The 21,054-nt window shown below is 64.5% G+C and carries 20 protein-coding genes; 8 read left to right on the plus strand and 12 right to left on the minus strand.

The window, feature by feature from the left end; genetic code table 11:
* Nucleotides 1-8: 8 nt before the first annotated feature.
* The 4 genes from ACFQ3C_RS14940 to ACFQ3C_RS14955 all read right to left on the minus strand — a co-directional run bounded on the left by ACFQ3C_RS14940 (nt 9) and on the right by ACFQ3C_RS14955 (nt 2,965).
* The gene (locus ACFQ3C_RS14940) at nt 9-455 is read right to left on the minus strand and encodes a GNAT family N-acetyltransferase (RefSeq protein ID WP_380793442.1); all 447 of its coding nucleotides are present in this window, start codon (nt 453-455) and stop codon (nt 9-11) included.
* On the minus strand, nt 452-1,405 hold the full coding sequence (locus tag ACFQ3C_RS14945; protein ID WP_380793444.1) for a nucleoside hydrolase: 954 nt from the start codon (nt 1,403-1,405) through the stop codon (nt 452-454). Before ACFQ3C_RS14945 ends, ACFQ3C_RS14940 begins: the two co-directional genes overlap by 4 nt.
* A 167-nt stretch (nt 1,406-1,572) precedes the next feature.
* Nucleotides 1,573-2,028: a glycerol-3-phosphate cytidylyltransferase gene (gene tagD, locus ACFQ3C_RS14950; RefSeq protein ID WP_380793446.1), complete on the minus strand. Its 456-nt coding sequence runs from the start codon at nt 2,026-2,028 to the stop codon at nt 1,573-1,575.
* The gene (locus ACFQ3C_RS14955) at nt 2,021-2,965 is read right to left on the minus strand and encodes a LicD family protein (RefSeq protein WP_380793448.1); all 945 of its coding nucleotides are present in this window, start codon (nt 2,963-2,965) and stop codon (nt 2,021-2,023) included. The genes tagD and ACFQ3C_RS14955 overlap by 8 nt, the downstream gene beginning before the upstream one ends.
* Before the next feature lie 468 nt (nt 2,966-3,433).
* Between ACFQ3C_RS14955 and ACFQ3C_RS14960 the strand changes: the two genes are divergently transcribed.
* Nucleotides 3,434-4,108, plus strand: coding sequence for a class I SAM-dependent methyltransferase (locus ACFQ3C_RS14960; RefSeq protein WP_380793450.1), 675 nt, complete (start codon nt 3,434-3,436; stop codon nt 4,106-4,108).
* Between the two features lie 98 nt (nt 4,109-4,206).
* Here ACFQ3C_RS14960 and ACFQ3C_RS14965 read toward each other — a convergent pair whose 3' ends face one another.
* Entirely contained in the window at nt 4,207-5,220 is a 1,014-nt protein-coding gene (locus tag ACFQ3C_RS14965) for a Fe(3+) ABC transporter substrate-binding protein (protein ID WP_380793452.1), read from the minus strand.
* Nucleotides 5,221-5,334: 114 nt separating this feature from the next.
* A complete protein-coding gene (mazG, locus tag ACFQ3C_RS14970) occupies nt 5,335-6,165 on the minus strand; it encodes a nucleoside triphosphate pyrophosphohydrolase (RefSeq protein ID WP_380793454.1) in 831 nt (276 codons plus the stop codon).
* A gap of 63 nt (nt 6,166-6,228) precedes the next feature.
* Between mazG and ACFQ3C_RS14975 the strand changes: the two genes are divergently transcribed.
* The 6 genes from ACFQ3C_RS14975 (at nt 6,229) to ACFQ3C_RS15000 (ending at nt 11,796) form a co-directional block, all read left to right on the plus strand.
* Nucleotides 6,229-7,395: a M20 aminoacylase family protein gene (locus tag ACFQ3C_RS14975; RefSeq protein ID WP_380793456.1), complete on the plus strand. Its 1,167-nt coding sequence runs from the start codon at nt 6,229-6,231 to the stop codon at nt 7,393-7,395.
* A 52-nt stretch (nt 7,396-7,447) separates the two neighbouring features.
* Nucleotides 7,448-8,407, plus strand: coding sequence for an agmatinase (gene speB, locus ACFQ3C_RS14980; protein WP_380793458.1), 960 nt, complete (start codon nt 7,448-7,450; stop codon nt 8,405-8,407).
* Nucleotides 8,408-8,447: 40 nt separating this feature from the next.
* Nucleotides 8,448-8,858 carry a DUF1499 domain-containing protein gene (locus tag ACFQ3C_RS14985; RefSeq protein WP_380793460.1) on the plus strand — a complete coding sequence of 137 codons (411 nt, stop codon included), beginning with the start codon at nt 8,448-8,450 and terminating at the stop codon, nt 8,856-8,858.
* Between the two features lie 42 nt (nt 8,859-8,900).
* Nucleotides 8,901-9,950, plus strand: coding sequence for a peptide chain release factor 1 (gene prfA, locus ACFQ3C_RS14990; protein ID WP_380793462.1), 1,050 nt, complete (start codon nt 8,901-8,903; stop codon nt 9,948-9,950).
* Complete coding sequence (gene prmC / locus ACFQ3C_RS14995) at nt 9,947-10,813, plus strand: peptide chain release factor N(5)-glutamine methyltransferase (protein ID WP_380793464.1); 867 nt, start codon at nt 9,947-9,949, stop codon at nt 10,811-10,813. The genes prfA and prmC overlap by 4 nt, the downstream gene beginning before the upstream one ends.
* A gap of 206 nt (nt 10,814-11,019) precedes the next feature.
* Nucleotides 11,020-11,796, plus strand: coding sequence for a DUF4167 domain-containing protein (locus tag ACFQ3C_RS15000; RefSeq protein ID WP_380793466.1), 777 nt, complete (start codon nt 11,020-11,022; stop codon nt 11,794-11,796).
* 82 nt (nt 11,797-11,878) lie between these two features.
* Here the strand turns inward: ACFQ3C_RS15000 and rsmA are convergent, their stop codons facing one another.
* The 6 genes from rsmA to lptF are packed head-to-tail and all read right to left on the minus strand — an operon-like array spanning nt 11,879 to nt 19,411.
* On the minus strand, nt 11,879-12,724 hold the full coding sequence (gene rsmA / locus ACFQ3C_RS15005; RefSeq protein WP_380793468.1) for a 16S rRNA (adenine(1518)-N(6)/adenine(1519)-N(6))-dimethyltransferase RsmA: 846 nt from the start codon (nt 12,722-12,724) through the stop codon (nt 11,879-11,881).
* Nucleotides 12,725-12,746: 22 nt separating this feature from the next.
* Nucleotides 12,747-13,721, minus strand: a complete 975-nt coding sequence (gene pdxA / locus ACFQ3C_RS15010; RefSeq protein WP_380793470.1) for a 4-hydroxythreonine-4-phosphate dehydrogenase PdxA — start codon at nt 13,719-13,721, stop codon at nt 12,747-12,749.
* Nucleotides 13,718-14,977, minus strand: a complete 1,260-nt coding sequence (locus tag ACFQ3C_RS15015; RefSeq protein ID WP_380793472.1) for a peptidylprolyl isomerase — start codon at nt 14,975-14,977, stop codon at nt 13,718-13,720. Before ACFQ3C_RS15015 ends, pdxA begins: the two co-directional genes overlap by 4 nt.
* Nucleotides 14,977-17,178, minus strand: coding sequence for an LPS-assembly protein LptD (locus ACFQ3C_RS15020; RefSeq protein WP_380793474.1), 2,202 nt, complete (start codon nt 17,176-17,178; stop codon nt 14,977-14,979). Before ACFQ3C_RS15020 ends, ACFQ3C_RS15015 begins: the two co-directional genes overlap by 1 nt.
* On the minus strand, nt 17,178-18,275 hold the full coding sequence (lptG, locus tag ACFQ3C_RS15025) for an LPS export ABC transporter permease LptG (protein WP_380793476.1): 1,098 nt from the start codon (nt 18,273-18,275) through the stop codon (nt 17,178-17,180). The genes ACFQ3C_RS15020 and lptG overlap by 1 nt, the downstream gene beginning before the upstream one ends.
* A complete protein-coding gene (gene lptF, locus ACFQ3C_RS15030) occupies nt 18,272-19,411 on the minus strand; it encodes an LPS export ABC transporter permease LptF (RefSeq protein ID WP_380793478.1) in 1,140 nt (379 codons plus the stop codon). The genes lptG and lptF overlap by 4 nt, the downstream gene beginning before the upstream one ends.
* A gap of 150 nt (nt 19,412-19,561) precedes the next feature.
* Here lptF and ACFQ3C_RS15035 point away from each other — a divergent pair, with 150 nt between their 5' ends.
* Nucleotides 19,562-21,043: a leucyl aminopeptidase gene (locus ACFQ3C_RS15035; RefSeq protein ID WP_380793480.1), complete on the plus strand. Its 1,482-nt coding sequence runs from the start codon at nt 19,562-19,564 to the stop codon at nt 21,041-21,043.
* The last annotated feature ends 11 nt before the right edge of the window (nt 21,044-21,054 follow it).

Below are 21,054 nucleotides of genomic sequence, written 5' to 3' on the forward strand. Positions count from 1 at the left end.
GCACGGGGTTACAGCACCCGCGACATGAACATCGTATGATCGCGCGGGGCAAAGCGCGCGCGGGCATAGAATGCCTGCGTGCGCGCGTCATCGCGGGCCACTTCAAGGTGCAGCGCGCGCACGCCGCCTGATGCCAGCGCCTTTGCAATACCGTTCAGGGCTTCAAAGCCCATGCCGCGCCCGCGCACGGCGGGGCGCACGAAGATCTCGTCCACGATCCCGTCCAGCCCGCCATATTCCACCGACCAGCCGAAAGAGATCACGACATAGCCGACCGGCGCGCGGCGCGGCCCGATCAGCCAGACGGCGCCATGGGGCGAACCTTCCAGCAGGGGGGTGATGGCGCGGGTGTGATGCGCGGCATCCGTGTCATATCCCATCTCGGCGTGAAACGCCGCGATCAGCGGCAGCACGCGGTCCCGGTCTTCGGTGTCGGCAAGGTGCAACAGGCTCATAACCGGGCCAGCCTTTCTGTCAGCAGGTCAAAGAACCCGTCCGCATCCACATCGCCCATGAACAGGGCGTTGGGTGCGCGTTTCGTCACCCGCCACCAGTCTGCCACGGTCATGCCCATGGTCAGCTCCGATGCGGTTTCGATCTCGACATTGATATGCCGCCCGCTGAACAGATCGGGGCGGATCAGCCATGCGGTCACGCAAGGGTCATGCAGCGGCGCGCCGAGAGAGCCGTATTTTTCCTTGTCGAAACGCTCGAAGAACTCGGTCATCTGGGCCACGGCGACCCCCACGCGCGTGCCAAGCGCGCGAAAACGGTCGTTGCGTTCGGCGGTGACAAGCGCCTTGTGCGTCACGTCCAGCGGCATGACCACCAGCGGCGCGCCCGAGCGGAACACGATGCGGGCGGCCTGCGGGTCCACATAAATGTTGAACTCGGCCGCAGGCGTGATGTTGCCCACCTGGAAATAGGCGCCGCCCATCAGCACGATCTGACGGATGCGCGGGATGATGTCGGGGGCCTTCTCCATCGCCATGGCGATATTCGTCAGCGGCCCCAGAGGGCACAGCGTGACGCTGCCCGACGGTTCGGCGCGCAGCGTCTGGACAATGAAATCGACCGCATGCTGATCCTGCAAGGGCATCTGCGGCTCGGGCAGAACCGGACCGTCCAGACCGCTTTTGCCATGCACATGTTCCGCCGTCACCAGATCGCGCCCCAGCGGGCGGTCGCAGCCTGCAAAGACGCGCATGTCTGGCCGTCCCGCCAGTTCGCAGATCATCCGCGCATTGCGCTGTGTCAGGGCCAGCGGCACGTTTCCCGCGACGGCGGTGATCCCCAGAACCTCGATCTCTTCCGGGCTGGCCAGCGCCAGCAGGATCGCCACGGCATCATCCTGTCCCGGATCCGTGTCGATGATGATTTTCTGCGGGTTTGTATGCAGCGTCATGGCCATCCTTGATGAGGGGCGCGTGCCTGCGCCTGCCCCGGTCAAACGGCCATAACGCACGGGGTCCGCCGGTGCAAACCGTTGCGCCCCAAGGATGCGGCAAAGCCCGGCCGCGCGCAATCCCTCGGGAGGCGCCGCGCCGGTCCGTCACCGTCTTTTTGCAGGTTTCAGCCGATCTTCTTCTGATCGGCATCCGGCAGGATCAGATGCATGGTCTGGATCAGTTCCTTGAGCTTCGTGGTCGAGATATTCTCGGTGCGCGGCAGATACAGGACATCGCAATATTGCCGCAGCTCGTCGAACTTGCCCTCCCAGTCGTCGCCCATGGCGAACAGATCGACATTGTAGGTGGCGATATCCTTGGGCTTCTGTTCCCAGCAGGTTTCCGGGATGACCATGTCGACATACTGGCAGGCCTCCAGCACCTCGACCCGGTGGGCATAGGGGATCGCGGTGCGCTTGCCCTTGAGGGTGTTGAACTCGTCGGTAGAGCAGGCGACGATCAGCTTGTCGCCCAGATCGGCCAGCCGCTTGAGCAGGCGCACATGGCCCACATGGAACAGATCGAATGTGCCATAGGTCAGGATCGTGCGCCCGCCCGTCGTTGATGCCTCGTTACTCATTCTCACCACCTTTTCGGTTACCGCCGAGCGCGTCCATGAATTTGCGAAACCGCCGGTTGGCGCGGTTCCAGCGAAAGGAATATCCCGGATCGGGTTCGCGCCAGCCCGCGCCGTAGTTCACCATCAGCAGATCTTCCGCCCGCGCCGGAATGGGTAGGCCAGTGACCGGGCAAGGCGCCAGCGGCATCAGCGCATCGCCGGGCAGGTCCCCGCAGGTATGCGGGTAGACGTGCAGCCGGCCATCACCGATCCAGGCCGGAAACAGGTCGATGTTGTAGACGCCTTCGGATTGCAGCTTGTAAACGCCCGGATTGGGCAATTGATCGCGCGCCAGAAGGCCCGCGTTCTTCAATTGGTGATGGATTTCCTGCCAGGCGCGCGCGGCGCTGTCATGGCTGTCTGCATCCAGCAGCACGGCCAGATCCACGTCGTCGTCATGCGCGATCAGGCTCTTGTCGCGCACCACCCCCAGAAGCGTGCCGGAATTCAGAAAGACCGGCCCGACGACCGTCTTGACCTTTTCCAGCACGGCGCCGACATCGGCCCATATCTTCGCGTGATCCTGCGTTTGAAAACTCTGCGGGAAATAGATCCCGGCAAGAGAGATGCCGCGTTCACTCGCGTCTTTCAGAATATCCGTGAATCTGTGGAATTCGGCCATCTGCCCGGCGGCCACCCGTTTTCTGTAAAGCCGATAGAGCGACTTTTGCGCGCGCCGCGGGCGCTTGCCCGTGCCGATGATCAGCAGAATGAAGGCTTCCAGGTAATCGGTCGAAAAGGCATCGCCCAGAACGGCGACCATGCCTTCCAGCTCCGTGTGGTATCCGGCGGCGACAAAATCGTCCTGCGGAAGAACCAGCTGCGCCAGCGCGATCTCGCGGATTTCCGCGACACGGGTATCAAACGGCGTGTTTGGCTGCGCGTCTGTCTTGTTCATCACCTGTTCCAGCACCTTTACTCCTTACACCGCTACCCCGGGCACGGACGCCCGGTTTGACACCGCTTGGTGAAGACATCCTGGCAGCACCTTGATGCACCCGCAGACCGCCCGTCAGCCAACCCACAAGCCAAAGCCCAGGCTCGCGCAAGCTGCGATGCCATGTGATGTGCCGCCATGTTCTGTCTTGTGAACCATACTGCCCGATATCTTCTTTTTTTCATGACTATGCGGCAAAACCCTTTTGAGTGGCAACAAAAAACCCCCCGGACGGGGCGGCCCGGACCGGATTGACGGGGGCCTCGGGCACAGGTGTTGCAAAGGGGCCGCGCAAACGGCACTCCGGCGATGCCGCGGACTTGCCGGTGGACATATCTTGATTGACCACGGGTAATAAACGCATAGTGCTGCGCGAGGCGGCATGGCGTTCAAAGTGTAATAGGTGCTGCGGGTAAAGGAATAAGAACCATGGATAGTCGTCGATTGATCAACAACCTCAAGCGGGTCCTGTCGCCTTACAGGCTCAGCGTCTACAAGCTGCTGAAAGAGCGTTCGGTCGCTGAATCCGCCACTTACGCAGAGCAGCATCTTGGCACTTCGATGATCTTTGCAAAGGATGTGGAGCTGTGGAACTACGCCGCATCCACCGCGAAGGTGGAGGGCGGCTCGATCCTTGAGTTCGGTGTCTTCAAGGGGCGGTCGATCAATCATTTCGCCGAAGTCTTCAAGGATCAGACCCTGCACGGCTTTGACAGTTTCGAAGGCCTGGCCGAAGACTGGACCGGGTATCATCTGCCCAAGGGGACCTTCAACCTGGATGGCAAGCTGCCGCAGGTGAAAGAGAACGTGACCCTGCACAAGGGCTGGTTCGACAAGACCTTGCCCGCCTTCCTCAAGGGAAAGCCCGCCAATATCCGCCTTTGCCACATCGATTGCGACACCTATGAAAGCAGCCTTTACGTCTTGCAGAACGTGGCGCCATTGCTGGTCACGGGCAGCGTCGTGGTGTTTGACGAATACTATGGCTATCCCAACTGGCGTTTCGGCGAATATCGCGCATGGCAGGAAGTCTGCGCCGACAAAGGGCTGAAATACAAATATATCGCCTTTTCGGAAATGCAGGTCGCCGTCGAGATCCTGTGATCCTTTCCGCGTACCGCCTGCGCGTCTTTTGGGGCGGGAAAGGGAAAAGGGGCGGCCTGCGGACCGCCCCTCTGAAAAGCGTCAAGCCTGTCTTCTGATCAGCCGTCGAAATCAACCGTTTCGGTCAGGCGCAGCGCCGCGCCGCGCAGCTTGGCCAGATCCATCAGGTTCACGTCATCGGCGGTGAAATCCCCCCAGCTTTTCACAAGGTCATCGGGTTCGATGCCCGGTGCGATCGGGTATTCGGCATTCGCCTCGGCATAGATCTGCTGCGCCGCGGGCGAGGTCAGGAATTCCATCATCTTCAGCGCATTCTCGCGGTTCGGCGCCGCCTTGGTCATGGCCACGCCCGAGATGTTCACATGGGTGCCGCCATTCTCGAAGGTCGGGAAGACGATGTTCACGGAATTGGCCCATTCCTGCTGTTCCGGATCGGCCAGCATCTGCGCCATGTAATAGGTATTGCCCAGGCTGATGTCGCATTCCCCGGCCCAGATCGCGCGAACCTGCGCGCGGTCATTGCCTTCGGGCTTGCGCGCCAGATTGGCCTTGAGCCCCTCAAGCCATGTCTTCGCGGCCTCTTCGCCGTGGTGGTGGATCACCGCCGAAGTCAGGCCCAGCGTGTAGGAATTCGTGCCCGAGCGGGTGCAGATGCGCCCCTTCCACTTGGGATCGGTCAGATCCTCATAGGTGGTCACTTCACCTTCGGCCACACGGTCCTTCGAGGCATAGATGATCCGCGCGCGGGTGGTCAGACCCCACCAATGCCCCTCGGGGTCGTGATAGATGTCAGGCACATTGGCCCGCAGCGTATCGCTTTCGACGGGTTGGGTCAGGCCCGCTTCGACCACTTCGGCCAGGCGCGAGATGTCGACCGTCAGCACCAGATCGGCAGGCGAGCGGTCGCCCTCGGCGGTCAGACGCTCGACCATGCCCTTGTCCAGAAAGGCCACGTTCACGGCAATGCCGGTTTCGGCGGTGAAGGCATCGGTCAGCGGCTTGATCAGCTCTGGCTGGCGGTAGGAATAGACATTCACCTCCTGGGCAAAGACGGGCAGGGCCAGCGAGATGGCGGTCGCGCTCAGCAGGGCGGTGGTCAGGTGTCGGGTCATCGCATCCTCGTTCGGGCATGGTTTCGATGCCGTCTGTAAACTTGAGTTTTTTAGTCAGGTCAATACCCGAATAAAACAGTCGGGAAAAAATCTGCCAACCTCAAACCTGCCGGCCTAACCGTCAGCCTTGGCGGCCTTGTCACGTCTCTTGGCCGCGTTCCACAGCGCGTCCATTTCGGCCAGATCGGATTGCGCCGGTGATGATCCACGCGCCGCAAGCTCTTGTTCAATATAATGAAAACGCCGCACGAATTTCGCGTTTGCCCCGCGCAAGGCCGCTTCGGGATCGATATCAAGATGCCGGGCCAGATTGGCCATGACGAACAGAAGATCGCCGAACTCCTCCTCGATTTCGGCCTGCGACAGGGTATCGCGGGCCTCGGTCAGTTCGGCGGCCTCCTCGACGATCTTGTCCAGAACCTGGGTGACATCGGGCCAGTCGAATCCCACGCGCGCCGCGCGTTTCTGCAACTTGACCGCCCGCAACAGGGCAGGAAGCCCCACGGCGACACCGTCCAGAACGCCGCCCTGCGCGGATGCCGCGCGTTCGGCCGCCTTGATCCGTTCCCAGTCCAGCGTTTGCTGTTCTGCGGATTTGTCGCGGCTCTCATCACCAAAGACATGCGGATGCCGGGCCACCATCTTGTCAGAGACGCGCCGCGTCACGCTGTCAAAGCTGAACAACCCGGCCTCATTGGCCATCTGGCTGTGATAGACCACCTGCAACAGCAGATCGCCCAACTCGCCTTCAAGCTCGGGCCAGTCCTGCCGTTCGATCGCATCGGCCACCTCATAGGCTTCCTCGATCGTGTAGGGGGCGATGGTCGCGAAATCCTGTTCGATATCCCAGGGGCAGCCGGTTTCGGGATCGCGCAGGCGCTGCATGATCCGTAAAAGACGGGGCAGGCCGCCATCTGGGTCATGGATCAGGCTGTCATCGGTCATTGCGGCGGCTCCGGATTTCAGGTTTGGTGCAACCGTGACCGCAACCGCCAAAGGAGTCCAGAGATGGCCGTGATCAACCGCATTGCCGGATATTCAGAGGATATGACCGGCTGGCGGCGCTATCTGCACCAGCATCCGGAACTTGGCTTTGATTGCGTGAAGACCGCAGCCTATGTCGTTGAAAGGCTGAAAGAGTTCGGAATAACCGATATTCACGAAGGCATTGCGAAAACCGGTGTTGTCGCGATCATCGAAGGTCAGGGGCCGGGCCCCGTGATCGGTCTGCGCGCCGATATGGACGCCTTGCCCATCGCCGAGGAAACCGGCGCCGCATATGCATCGACCGTGCCGGGCGTGATGCATGCCTGCGGTCATGACGGGCATACGACCATGCTGCTGGGGGCCGCGCGCTATCTGGCCGAAACGCGGAATTTCGCAGGTTCGGTCGCGCTGATCTTTCAGCCCGCCGAGGAACAGGGCGGCGGTGGCGGCGTGATGGTGCAGGAAGGCGTGATGGACCGCTTCGGTATCGACGAGGTCTATGCGATCCATAACGCCCCCGGCTTTCCAGAGGGCGCATTCTACACAACCCCCGGCCCGATCATGGCGGCGGTGGATACGTTTCACATCAATATCAAGGGCTTGGGCGGCCATGGTGCCATGCCCCACGCCACGCGCGACCCGGTGGTCGCTGCCGTGGGAATCGTGCAGGCGATCCAGACGATTAGCAGTCGCAACCATTATGCGCTGGATGATCTGGTGATCTCGGTCACCCAGATCCACACCGGCAGCGCCGAGAATATCGTGCCTGAAACGGCCTATGTCGGTGGCACGGTGCGTACCTTCGACAAGGCCGTGCAGGCCATGGTGATGGACCGCATGAAGGCGATCGTCAGCGGTCAGGCGGCCAGCTACGGCGTCGAGGCCGAGCTGGATTACGAGGTCTGGTATCCCGCCACGGTCAACGATCCGGCCCGCGCCGCCTTTGCCGCAGAGGTTGCGGCCGAAGTGGTGGGCGCGGCGCTGGTCACCCCCGAGGCCGGCCGCGAGATGGGCGCCGAGGATTTCGCCTATATGCTGGAGGCGCGCCCCGGTGCCTATCTGTTCCTGGGCCAGGGCGAGAGCGCGGGGCTGCATCAGGCGGGCTATGATTTCAACGATGCGGTGGCCCCGATCGGAGCGTCGTTCTTCGCCCGGCTGGTCGAACGGGCCGCCCCGCTGAAGACCTGATCCGCGCGACCGCCCCGGCGGTCACGCCTGATGCATAGGACGGAGTTTGAATATGGCGCTGGAAGATGCCAAAACACAAGTAGATCAAGCCTTTACGCGGAAAGAGCTGCGCGGCCTGAGTTATGAGAACGCCTTTGGCGGGGCCACGTCTTTCCTGCGCCGGCGCTACAGCAAGGATCTGTCCGGTGTCGATCTGGCGATCACCGGCGTGCCCTTCGATCAATCCGTGACCCATCGCCCCGGCACCCGCTTCGGCCCCCGCGCCATCCGCGAGGCGAGCTGTCTGCAACCCTATGATCCGCCCTATGGCTGGGGCTATGATCCGCTGGGGCAGTTCAACATCGTGGATTACGGCGATCTGGCCTTTGACTATGCGCGTGTCAGCGACTTTCCGGACGCGGTCCGCAATCATTTCCGGACCATCCTTGCGGCGGGGCCGGGCACCGTGATGCTGGGGGGCGATCACTATTGTACACTGCCGATCCTGCAGGCCTATGCCGAGAAATACGGGCCGATGTCGGTGATCCAGTTCGATGCCCATTCCGACCTCTGGGCCGATGATGACATGTCCCGCATCGACCATGGCACCTTCATGTACAAGGCCGTGAAATCGGGCGTGGTGGATGCAAGCCGCTCGATCCAGATCGGCATTCGCACCGAATGCGATGACTATCTGGGGATGGCCTATATCGACGCCCGCCATGTGCACGAAAAAGGCCCCGCAGCCGTGGTGCAACGCGTGCGCGAGGTGGTGGGCGACAATCCGGTCTACCTGACCTTTGACATCGACGCGCTGGATCCTGCCTTTGCGCCCGGCACCGGAACGCCCGTCTGGGGCGGGCTGCACAGTTGGCAGGCAGCGGCGATCCTGCGCGATCTGGCCGGGATCAATCTTGTGGGCGGCGATGTGGTCGAGGTATCACCCCCCTATGACACAACGGGCGCCACCGCCGTGGCTGGCGCTCATGTGGCGATGGAACTGATCGCGCTCTGGGGCTGGACCCGGCGTTAAGCCCGCGTCCATGCGGTAATGAAAGATCAAGGTCGAGACGATGAAACTGGTGTTGCTTGTTCTGCTGGCGGTTCTGTCCTTCGGGCTTTGGGTGCGGCTGGCCCCCTCGGACCCTGCGCGCTGGCATGTTGCGGTCGGCGATGCCGGAAACCGTGATTTCCCGGGCGCGGTGATCCGCAGCATTCCGGCAGGGCCGGGCGACATGTCGCGGCTGGACAGGATCATCCGTGACACGCCGCGCACTGCCGTGTTGGCTGGCACGCCCGAAGAAGGGTTGGTGACCTATATCACCCGCTCGCGCCTGTGGGGCTTTCCCGATTACACCACGGTCGAGGCGCGCGCCGGTATGATCGTGATCCATGGCCGATTGCGGTTCGGCGGGTCCGACCTTGGGGTGAACCGCGCGCGGGTCGAAGGCTGGATTGCCGCACTTGCTTCGGGGCGATCCTGACCGGACCTTGACCGGAGTGCCGGTTTCGGCAAGAGAAGCGGGATGATTTCAGCGGATAAACTTGACCAGATCACCCAGCGCTTCCAGTTCCTCGAGGCGAAGATGGCCCAGGGTGGCGGCGACATCGCGGCTTTGGGGCGCGAATATGCCGAATTGCGCCCGGTGGTGGCCCAGATCGACCTGTGGCGTCGCCTGCGCGACGACCTGGCCGAGGCCGAGGCGATGCTGTCCGATCCCGAATTGCGTAAGCTGGCCGAGGAAGAACTGCCGCAGCTGCGCGCGCGCCTGCCCGAGATCGAGCGCGCGCTGCAACTGGCGCTGCTGCCGCGCGATGCCGCGGATGCCCGCCCCGCGATGATCGAGATCCGCCCCGGCACGGGGGGCGACGAGGCCGCACTGTTCGCCGCCGACCTCTTGCGGATGTATCAACGCTATGCAGAGGCGCGCGGCTGGTCCTTCCAGATCATCGAACTGCAGGAGACCGAGCTTGGCGGCATCCGCGAGGTTGTGGCCCGGATCGCGGGCGAGGGCGTCTTTGCCCGGCTGAAGTTCGAAAGCGGCGTGCACCGGGTGCAGCGCGTGCCCACGACCGAAAGCGGCGGGCGGATCCATACCTCTGCCGCGACCGTCGCGGTGCTGCCCGAGGCCGAAGAGGTCGATGTGACCATCGACCCCAACGACATACGCATCGACACGATGCGGTCGTCCGGGGCGGGGGGGCAGCATGTGAACACCACCGATTCCGCCGTGCGGATCACCCATATTCCCAGCGGAATCGTTGTCACCAGTTCGGAAAAGTCCCAGCACCGCAACCGCGAGATCGCGATGGGCGTGCTGCGCGCGCGGCTGTTCGACCTGGAACGCCAGAAAGCCGACAGCGCCCGCGCCGCCGACCGCAAAAGCCAGGTCGGCAGCGGGGATCGCAGCGAACGCATCCGGACCTATAATTTCCCGCAGGGACGGATGACCGACCACCGTATCAACCTGACGCTGTACCGGCTGGACCAGATCATGCAGGGCGATCTGGACGAGGTGATCGACGCGCTGATCGCCGAACATCAGGCCGGGCTGCTGGCCGAGATGAACGGATGACCCGCAGCATCGCCGAGACGCTGCGCGATGCCGTCAGGCGGCTTGATTCGGCGGGGATCCAAGAAGCTTCCGCCGATGCGCGCCATCTTCTGGCCCATGCGCTGGGGGTCGGGCGCGACCGTCTGATCCTGATCGGGCCTGATCCGATGCCGGACGATGCAAGGGTGGCATTCGAAGCGGCGCTGGCCCGTCGTCTGGCGCGCGAGCCTGTGTCGCGCATCATCGGGCAACGCCTGTTCTGGGGTCGGATATTCGGCGTGACTCCGGATGTGCTGGATCCGCGCGCCGATACCGAAACGCTGATTGCCGCGGCGCTTGCGGGACCCGTCCCGGACAGGCTGCTGGATCTGGGAACCGGCAGCGGTGCCATCGCGCTGACGCTGCTGGCCGAATGGCCACGCGCGCGCGCCGTCGCCACCGATATCAGCCCCGCGGCACTGGCCGTGGCCGCGCAGAACGCGCGGGCGCTGGACGTCGCGGACCGTGTGGAGCTACGCCTGTCGGACTGGTTTGCCGATGTGACCGGCCGCTTCGATCTGATCCTCAGCAACCCGCCCTATATCGCGGCCGATGAAATGCCGGGCCTCGCGCCTGAGGTGGTGCTGCATGATCCCGCCCTGGCCCTCAGTCCCGGTGGTGACGGGCTTTCGCCCTATCGCATCATTGCAGCGCAAGCGGCGGCGCATCTGACGCCCGAGGGGCGCGTGATGGTCGAAATCGGCTGGACTCAGGGCGCCGATGTGCTTGCGATCTTTGCGGCCCAAGGCTGGCGTGATCTGCGTCTGATCCGCGATCTTGAAGGGCGTGACCGGGTGCTTTGCGCCCTTATTCCCGCTGATCTGGCTGAAATGACACGAAAATAGCGATAATTCGCCATGTGGTGCCGCTTTCCTCTTGTCTTGCGCGCGTGGTCATGTTTACTCAATCCCAGTCGAGATGCAGGACGCCACCCATGCTGTCCCGCTCGACGCCAAGCCAAAAATAGCGTGGACCCGGTTTTTCAAGACAGAACGCATGAGGCGTGAAACGGGTCGCACGAAGCCAGAAGACGAAGGCTGGACTGCTACATATGAGATCATCCAAATCCAGGTCGCGCAAGTCGGGCCGCAATAATGCCCCCAACCGCAGTGTCGGGAACATCATCAACCGGGTTTTCGACAGCTCGGGTCCCGAGGGCAAGGTCCGCGGCACGCCGCAACAGATCATTGACAAATACAACCAGCTGGCGCGCGATGCACAGCTTGGCAATGACCGCGTCGCGATGGAGAACTTCCAGCAACACGCCGAACATTACCTGCGGCTTCTGGCCGAGGCGCAGCGCGAGATCGATCAGCGCCGCGAACAGCAGGAACGCGAGAACCGCGACCGCCAGTCCGAGCGCGATCAGCAGCAGACGCAGCAGGGTCAACGGGACCAGTCGCGTGACCAGGGCCGCGATCAGGGCCGCGATCAGTCACGCGACCAAAGCCGCGATCAGGGCCGCGATCAACGTGACCAGACCCATGAGCGCCCGGCGCGTGGGGATCAGGACAGTGCAGACCAACCATTCGAGCAGCGCCGCGACACGCGCCGCCATGCCGCATCCGACCAGGACGAGGGCACCGCGCAGGATGTGCTGGATCTGGGCCGTGACAGTGGCCTTGTGGAAACGCCCGAAAGCAAATCCGAAGAACCCGCAGCCAAACCTGCCGCCAAGCCTGCGGGCCGTGGTCGTGGCGACGCGCGCCCCAAGGCAGAGGGCGACGATCAGCCCAAGCCGAAACCCCGCAGCCGTGCCCCGCGCAAACCACGCGAGCCGCGCGCCGAGGGCGGCGATACGCCCGGCACGCCGGAAGCCGCCGAATAAGGCAGCCAGCCGGACAGAATGAAAAAGGGCGCGCCGTCTATAGCGGCGCGCCCCTTTCGTTGCTGCCCATCTCCCGTTGCGCTTATCGCGCGGCCTTGACCGATCGGGCCAGCGCACAGAACTGCTCCAGCCCCACGGTTTCCGCCCGGTCCGTCGGCTTGATACCCGCGGCGATCAGGTGATCCTCCAGGTCAGGCACAAGGCCCTTGCAGGCCGCCCGCATCATCTTGCGGCGCTGGTTGAAGGCCATGGCGATCACCTGCTCCAGCACCTTGGGATCCGCAGGATAGCGCGGCGCGGGCAGGGCGGTCAGATGCACCACCGCGCTGGAAACCTTGGGCGGTGGGCTGAAGGCTTCGGGCGGCAGGTGCAGCACGATGCGCGCGTCGCAGCGCCATTGCGCCAGCAGGGCCAGCCGGCCATAGGCCTTGCCGCCGGGCTGCGCCACGATCCGTTCGGCCACCTCGCGCTGGAACATCAGGGTCAGGCTGTCCCAGAACGGCGGCCATGCGGGCGGTGTCAGCCAGCGGATCAGCAATTCCGTTCCCACATTATAGGGCAGGTTCGCCGCCACGCGGATCGGCGGCGTCAGATGCGCCAGCGGATCAACCTCAAGCGCATCGCCCAGGATCACCTGCAAGCGGCCCGGATAGGCGGCGGCGATCTGATCCAGCGCGGGGATGCAGCGGGGGTCCTTTTCGATGGCCAGTACCCGCCGCGCCCCTTCGGCCAGCAACCCGCGCGTCAGCCCGCCGGGGCCTGGACCCACTTCCAGCACGTCGCATTCCGTCAGATCGCCCGCCTGGCGCGCGATCTTGGCGGTCAGGTTCAGGTCCAGCAGGAAATTCTGCCCCAGCGCCTTTTTCGCGGCAATCCCATATGTCTCGATCACGTCGCGCAGCGGCGGAAGGCTGTCGATCCCGCTCATGGCTTCACTGTTCCCCAAATACTCATTGCGCGCCCCGCGCCCGCGCCATGACATCCGCCATTTTCAGCGCGGCGATCAGCGACGAAGGATCGGCCAGGCCCCGGCCCGCGATGTCGAAGGCCGTGCCATGATCGGGCGAGGTGCGGATGAACGGCAGGCCCAGGGTGACATTCACGCCGCCCGCGAAATCCAGCGTCTTGATCGGGATCAGGGCCTGGTCGTGATACATGCAGATCGCCGCGTCATAGCGGGCGCGCGCGCCCGCGTGGAACATCGTATCGGCGGACATGGGCCCCGCGATATCCAGACCCTCGGCGCGCAGCGCGTCCAGGACGGGGGTGATCATCTCGATCTCTTCCTGACCCATGGCGCCACCTTCGCCCGCATGGGGGTTCAGCCCCGCCACGGCCAGGCGCGGGTTGTCCAATCCGAAATCACGCCGCAGGGCGGCATGGGTGATCAGGATCGTGTCGGTCAGCAGCGACGCTGTCAGGGCCTGTGGCACCTCGGCCAGCGGGATGTGGATCGTCACCGGCACCACGCGCAGCGCATCGCAGGCCAGCATCATCACCACACGGTCGACACCGGCCAGCGCCGCCAGATATTCGGTATGGCCGGGATAGGCGAACCCCGCCCCGTCCTTGAGCGCCTTCTTGTGGATGGGCGCGGTGCAGATCGCCGAGGCCGCGCCGGAGTGCACCAGTTCAACCCCACGCGCAATGGCGTCGATGACGCCCTGGGCATTCGCAGGATCGGGGCGTCCCGGCTGCGCCTGCGCCGCAAAAGCCTGCGGCAGGACGGGCAGGGCGTCATGGCTCGTTGCAACCGCTTCGGACGGGTCCCGAATGATGCCTATAGGCGTACCCTGCGGCAGGTGGCGTGGGTCACCGATCCAGAAGAAGGGCAGGCTGCCTTTCAAGGCTGACCATGCCGCAGCCGCGATCTCGGGGCCGATGCCCGCAGGTTCGCCGCAACTCAGCGCGATGGGGGCCGTCATTGGGGGGTGATGCGCGCGTCGGATACAAGCTGCGCCAGGTAGCCACGCGCATAGGCATCAAGCCGCTGGTTGCGTAGCTGGTTGGTCACCTCCTCGCGTGAGGCGTCCTCGGCCCCGGCGGCAGTGCGTCCGCACAGCATCAGCACCATCAGCGCCTCGCCCCCGTCGGCAGAGGGCCGCGTCAGGTTGGCCGAGATTTCGCCCCGGTCCAGCCTGGCCAGTTCCAGCGCCACGTCACGCGGCAGATCGGCGGGCGTGCTGGCCAGCCGTTGCAACGTCTCCTCGGGTTGCCCCTTCGCCAGCCCGTAAAGATCGTTGCAGGTATCGACGGTGGCGCGGATCTGCGCGACCTGGGCCATGTTCGCCTCGGTCCGGCCACCGGGCAGGTAATAGGCCGCGTAATCGATGGCCGAGAATTCCGGCGTGGTCACACCGGTTTCCTGGATCCCGCGCAGCTGGAACAGGGCGATGGCCCCTTCCAGCGGAATCGGCTGCGTGACCTCGCCGACCGCCAGGCCCAGGATCACGGGGCGCAGCGGTTCTGGCAGATTGGTCAGCGCCATCCACTCAAGCCGCCCGCCATTGCCGCGGCTCTGCGTGGCCGAGACCCGCGCCGCTTCGGCCGAGAATGCCGCGACCGAGGTGATCTGGCTGATCTCTTCGGCAAGCGCCTGCGCCTCGGCGGCCTGTTCGGGCGGGGCAGGCAGGATGATTTCGGACAGCAGCACGCGCACGGTGCTGCCGCCGGTGATCGCGCCCAATGCCTTGTCGATATCCGCCTCGGTGACACGCACACGCGACAGGAAGCGCGCGCGGACCAATTCGCGCCAGCTTAGCGCCGAGATGATGAAATCACGAAAGCTCTGTTCGGCGACACCCGCTCCGGCGATAGCGCTGATGAATTCCTCGCGCTCCAGATTGGCGCGGGCCGCGAATTCGGTCATGCCGTCGATGATGCCCTGCTCGGTGACCTCGATCCCGTTGGCGCGTGCCTCGGCCACCTTCAGACGATCCTCGATCAGTTGCTCGCGGGCGACCTTTTCCAGATCGCCGGGCGTGCGGAAGATCCGCAACAGGGCCATGCGCTGTTCGACCTCGTAACGGGTCACAACGCTGTCGTTGACCGTGACGACCGGGGCGAACAACCCCTGTGCCTGGGCCGACGGCGCCAGCCCGATCCAGCCGGACAGGGCCAGAAGGGCGGCAATCGCGATGCGGACAGCGGCAAGCGAGAGGGGGCTTTTGGTCTTTGTCATCAAGGCGCGTTCCTGCAAGTCCGTGTATAGCTGTCATCGGCGGTGCCGACGCCAAATCCCCGGATGGAGACGGTCAGACCTACATCCGTCGATGGCTCGACGATAGCCGATGAGGTGAAGCGGCGCGAGAGGGAAAGGCGCAGATCCACGCATTCGTTTCGGTAGCGCAGACCAACCCCGGCCTCGGCGGCACTGTCGGCCACCACGTCATAGCGCAGGTTGGCCGAACCCGTCCAGTGACGCGACAGCCTGTAGCCGCCTTCGATGGACCATTCCGATTGCGTATCGGGCCGGTCCTCCTCGGAATCCGCGCCCAGCCACACATAAGAGGCGGACAGATTGAAGTCGGGCCGCAAGAGCATCAGCCGCGCCTCGGCCTTGGACAGCGACACGGCATCGTCAAAAAGGGTGCGCGCGCCCAGTGACAGCCCGCCCGCGGTCTTGATCTGCCCCGCCACCAGAAGGTCGGATGTCTGGCTGGACAGGCCCGAACTGAGGCTGAAATCGCTGTCCACGCTGTCGCGCCAGACCTGCCCAAGGGTCAGCGTTGTCTGCAAGCCTTGCGGCGACAGGCGCAACCACTGCAAGCCATAGGCGGCCATCAGGCCGCGTTCGCGCCGGTCCGGCGCCGGAAAGCGCGACAGGGTCAGCAGGTTGCCCTCGTCGAATTCGACGCGCGTGCTTTCGTCATTGGGCAGGTCGCGGCGGGTGCCGCCGGTCCATCCCAGCATCGCCACCGGTTCCAGCAGGTGCCGCACACCAGAGGCACCCTGCCGGGCCAGGGGCCAGCGCAGCGTCAGCGAGGTCTGCGGCACGACTTCGGTCAGGTCACCGTCGAAGGTATCGTCCTGCAATGTGCGGAACCCGTCCACCGAAACGCCCCCGCGAAAGCTGGCCTGCACGCCATGCGGCAGTGACAGGTTGCGTAGCCAGAACATGTCCGCCGTCACCCGGCTGACGTCGCGCCCGATCCCGTCGACCGGATCGTCCGAGGAACGGTAGCGCGAATTTGCCTCAAGCCCCATACGCAACTCGCCGCCCAGCCGCGCCGGGAAGAAACGCCGCTCATAGGTCAGATCCCCGATGATCGTGGGCAGGGTGCTGTTGCTTTCCGAGGCGCGCAGCGTCTCATAGCTGGTCAGGCTGACGTTGGAATATTCATCGCGCCGGGTGCGGGTGATCGCGATGGCGCTGTCCAGCCGGTCCTTCTCGGAATAGTCGTAATCCAGCAGATAGGCCGCATCGCTTGTCATCTCGAAGTCAAAGCTCAGCTGGTAGTCGCGCGGCAGGAAAAAGCGCCCCTCGCCGAACAGGTAGCTGCGTCGCCCGCCGGGACCGATGCTGTCATCGGATACAGCGCCGTTCAATGTGATATCGCCGCGCCGGAATGCCTGACGGTATCGCAGCTCAAGCGTGCGGGTCTTGGGCGACAGGTAAGGCGTGAACGTGAGGTCGCGATGATCGCCCAGCGTCACGAAATAGGGCATCTTGACGCCCAACCCCAGCAGCGAGGTCTGGCGCAGCTCCGGGATCAGAAAGCCCGTCGCGCGTTCCAGCGTGGGATCGGGCAGGCGCAGGCGCGGAAACCACAGCACCGGCACATCCAGCACGCGCAATTGCGCGTTCTCGAAGTAAAGCTGCTTTTCCTGCTGGTCATGCACCACGCGTTTGGCCCTGATCTGCCACAGCGGCGGCGTGCCATCGTCACAGACCCGGCACGAGGTGGCGGCGGCCTTGTATAGCTGCGTATAGCGCCCGCCGACCCGGTCGATCCGGTTCGCCGCAAGTTGCACCTGCTGATCCAGCACCATGCGCGCGCCGCGCAGCAACCCGTTCTCGAGCGTGGCATCCAGGTCGCCGCCATCGGCCAGCACCACGATCCTGTCATCCTGAACCACGGTGACGGGCCCCTCAAGGATCAGCCGGTCGGTGGTGCGGTCATAGATCACCCGCGCCGCCTTGAGCCGGGTAGAGCCTGACAGCGCCTCGACATTGCCCTCAGCGATCAGCCGGTCGCGCCCTTCCAGCCGCAGGCTGTCGGCGACCAGCGTCGCGGGCGCGCCCGTGGTGGCAGGGTCCGTTTGCAGCCCTTGCGCGGTCTGCGCCTGCAGGGGCAACTGGGCAGGCAGCGTGAGGGTCGACCCTGCCAGCAACAGGGCCGCCAGGCGCAGCGCAGGTCGTGTCAGGCGGCGCGCGCGCATCAGCCATCCTCCATGTGCAGCAAAAGGCCCATGGCCAGCAGGACCGATGCGACAGGTGGCGCCCAGGCCGCCAGCATGATCGGGATCTGCCCGTTCTCGCCCATGATCTGCGCGAAGTTGCGGATGTAGAACAGCGTGAAGCCCAGCATCACCGCCGACAGAACCGCGATGCCGGTGCCGCCCGCGCGCGCATGGCGCATGGTAAAGGCCGCGCCCAGCAGCACCATCGCGGTCAGAAACAGCGGGCGGGCCAGTTCCATCTGGAACCAGACAAGGTGTCGGCGGGCAGAAAAACCGGCCTCTTCCAACTCGGCCACATAGGCGGGCAGATCCCAGATCGAGATCGCGTCGGGCCGTCCGAAACTGTCGCGAATGCGTTCCTGGGTCAGGTCCGACGGTATGGTCAGCGTATCATGGGTCTGGGCCATGCCCTCGGGGTTTTGATCCAGGCCCAGCGGCCAGACCTTCACGTCACGCGCCTGCCAGGCCCCCGGCGTCAGCGCGGCCTCTGCCGCCTCGATCCGTCTGATCGGCCCGTCGCCGGACGCATAGCTGAGAAAGGTCACGTTGTAGAACACCGTGCCGGTCTGATTTGCGCGCGTCGCGCGGATCACCGTCTGGCCCTCGGCCCCGCCCTGGCGCAGCCACAGCCCCTCGCGCGAGATTGACAGGACATCGGTCACGCCCGAGCGATATTCCTCGAACAGGGTGGAATAGCGCTTTGAGGTCGCCGCCACCAGCGGGTTCAGCATCGCCACCGCCAGTGCGCCGATCAGCATCGCCACGATCACCGGCGCCAGCAGCGCGCGCAATCCCGACCGCCCCGAGGCGCGCGTCACCACCAGCTCGCTGCTGCGCGCAAGGCCCAGAAACAGCGCGATGGTCGACAGGATCATCACCAGCGGCAGGATATCGCTGATCGCGCGCGGCATGTTCAGAAGGGTCAGCTGCGCGATGCGGCCAAAGCCGATCCCGTCGGCGGCAAAGCGGCGCAACTGTTCCACCAGGTCGATCAGCGCCAGCAACAGGAAAAATACGGTCAAGATCCCCAGGAAGGTCGTCAGGAAACGCCGTGCGAAATAGCGATGCAGGATCATGCCGTCACCTCGTCCGGTGCGGCAGGCGGGACCAGACGCCGCCGCCGGGGGCGCGCGCTCCAGGCCAGCAGCGCCATGGCCATCAGCATCCCGGACAGGGCAGGCGCATAGACCAGCGGCCACAGCGCGGGGTTGCTGCGTACCGGATCGGTGACCAGGCCTTCGATCAGCTTGACCAGGACCAGCAGCACCAGCGCGCCCACGATCTGTTTCCAGACGCCGAAACGGGAAAACCCGCCCACCAGCAGCGACGAAAAGCCGATCAGCGCCGCCGCCAACGCCATCAGCGGCTGGTTGAACCGACCGTGCAGCTCGTCCAGGACAAAGCCAAGGCTCTGTCCCGTCAGCGCGGCCACGCCATCGGGATCGGTCATCAGTTCCCAGCTGCCGACATGGCGCACCTCGCGCACATGCCCGCGCGGCGAGGCCAGCAGCCCGCTGATATCATAGGTGAAATCCGCAAAATGCGTGGTGAACAGCCGTGTGGACTGCTGGAAATAGGCCTGCGACAGCCCGTCCACCATCACCAGCCGCGTGCCCTTGTCGTCATTGACCAGAAAAGCCTCGCTTGCGGTATAGGTCATCGCCCTGTCGGGGCGGCTGCGATCGGACAGGTAGACATCGCGCAGGGCGCCTTCGGGCGTGATCTCGCGGATGTAGAAGGTGATGCCCGCGGATGGGTGCAGGAACGTGCCTTCGGTCAGCAGCTTTGCCGTGACATTCTGCGACAGTTCGGACTCGCGTTTTTTCATCTCTTCCAGCGAGGCGGGCACCAGCACATGGGTCAGCACCGACATCATCAGCGCGACGATCCCGCCATAGATCGCAACCGGCCTGGCCAGCCGCCAGGGGCTGAACCCCGTGGCCTGCATCACGACCAGTTCGCTTTCGTTGCTCAGCCGGTTGGTGACATAGACCGCGCCGGCAAAGGCCGCGACCGGCAGCACAAGGCGGATCACGTTCGGCAGCGTCAGCAACGAGAATTCGACAAAGACCATGGCCGACTGGCCGTCACCGACCAGCCTGTCGAACAGCCGCACCGCCTGGTTGATCCAGTAGATCGACACCAGGATCAGGGCGAAGAAGCCGAACAGCACCATCATTTGCGACAGCAGGTATCTGTCGAATCTTGCCACCAAATCCCCCCGGCTGTCCTGTCGTGAACAGGGTGACACTACAGGATGTGGCGAGGGTGGAAAACTGCTATCTGGTCAAGCCGGCGGTGCGCCGCTAGGGTGACCCTCCAGCATCCCGTAGCCCCCCATCCTTGACAGGAGAGACCCCCGATGACCGCCCCCGTGACACTGACAGCCGCCGCCACCGATCTTGTGGCACTGGCAACGCTGGAAGGGCGGATCGCCCTGCTGGTCGACAATGCCGAGGCGCTGGATCTGTCCGTGCGGAAGGTCAACCGCCTGACCAAGGGCGCGCTGAACCGGATGCTGGCCTCCGAGGCTTTCGGCAAGCTGAAGGCCGGAGACACCATGACAATGGCCTTTCCTGTCGGCATGTCGGCTGATGCGGTCGATGTGGTGCGCCTGCCGCGCCGCGCCAATGCGGCCGAGGCCCGCAAGGCGGGTGTCGCCCTGGCCAAGCTGAAGGGCAAGGCGCCCGTGACCGTGATGGCCGGGTCGCAGCGCCATGCGGCGCAGATCGGCATGGGGCTGGCCCTGCGCGCCTATAGCTATGACGAGATGAAGTCGAAACCGGCCGACGCGGACACCAGGACGGCGGGCGCCATCACCCTGATGGTCAGCAAGCCAGACGAGGTCGAGGCGGCCCTGGTCCCGCTGCGCGCGGCGGTCGAAGGCGTGTTCCTGACCCGCGACCTGATCAGCGCGCCGGCCAATATCCTGACCACCACCAGCTTTGCCGACCGCCTTCTGGCGCTGCGCGATCTGGGCGTCGAGGTCGAGGTGCTGGAGGAGGCGGATCTTGAAAAGCTGGGCATGGGCAGCCTTCTGTCCGTGGGGCATGGCAGCGAAAGCCCGTCAAAGGTCGTGGTGATGCAGTGGAAGGGCGGCGCCAAGGATGCCGCCCCCCTGGCCCTGGTCGGCAAGGGCGTGGTCTTCGATACCGGCGGCTACAGCCTGAAACCCGCAGGCGGCATGGAAGACATGACCATGGACATGGGCGGCGCGGGCGTGGTGGCGGGCGTCATGCACACGCTGGCGCGACGCGGCGCGCGCGCCAATGTCGTCGGGCTTGTGGGTCTGGTCGAGAACATGATCTCGGGCCGCTCTACCCGCCCCGGCGATGTGGTCCGTTCCATGAAGGGCGACACGATCGAGGTGATCAACACCGATGCCGAAGGTCGCCTGGTGCTGGCCGATGTGCTTTGGTACGCGCAGGAACGGTTCAAGCCCGCGGGCATGATCGACCTGGCCACGCTGACCGGCGCTATCATCATCGCGCTGGGGCATGAAAAGGCGGGGGTCTTCGCCAATGACGATGCGCTGTGCAATGCGGTGCTCAAGGCCGCCGCCGCCGAAGGCGAAGGTGCCTGGCGCATGCCGCTGGGCCCGGCCTATGACGCCAAGCTGAAATCACCCATCGCCGACATGAAGAACGTGGGCGGGCGCGATGGCGGTGCGATCATCGCCGCCCAGTTCCTGCAGCGTTTCGTGCAGGAGGGCACGCCCTGGGTCCATCTGGACATCGCCGGCGTCGCCAGCGTCAAGGAAGACACGGCCCATGCGCCCAAGGGCGCAAGCGGCTGGGGCGTGATGGCGCTGAACCGGCTGGTCGCAGACCGGTTCGAGGGGTGATCGGAGGGTAA

Origin of the sequence: Seohaeicola saemankumensis, from assembly GCF_042678485.1 — a bacterium.
Classification (GTDB): Bacteria; Pseudomonadota; Alphaproteobacteria; order Rhodobacterales; family Rhodobacteraceae; genus Seohaeicola; species Seohaeicola saemankumensis.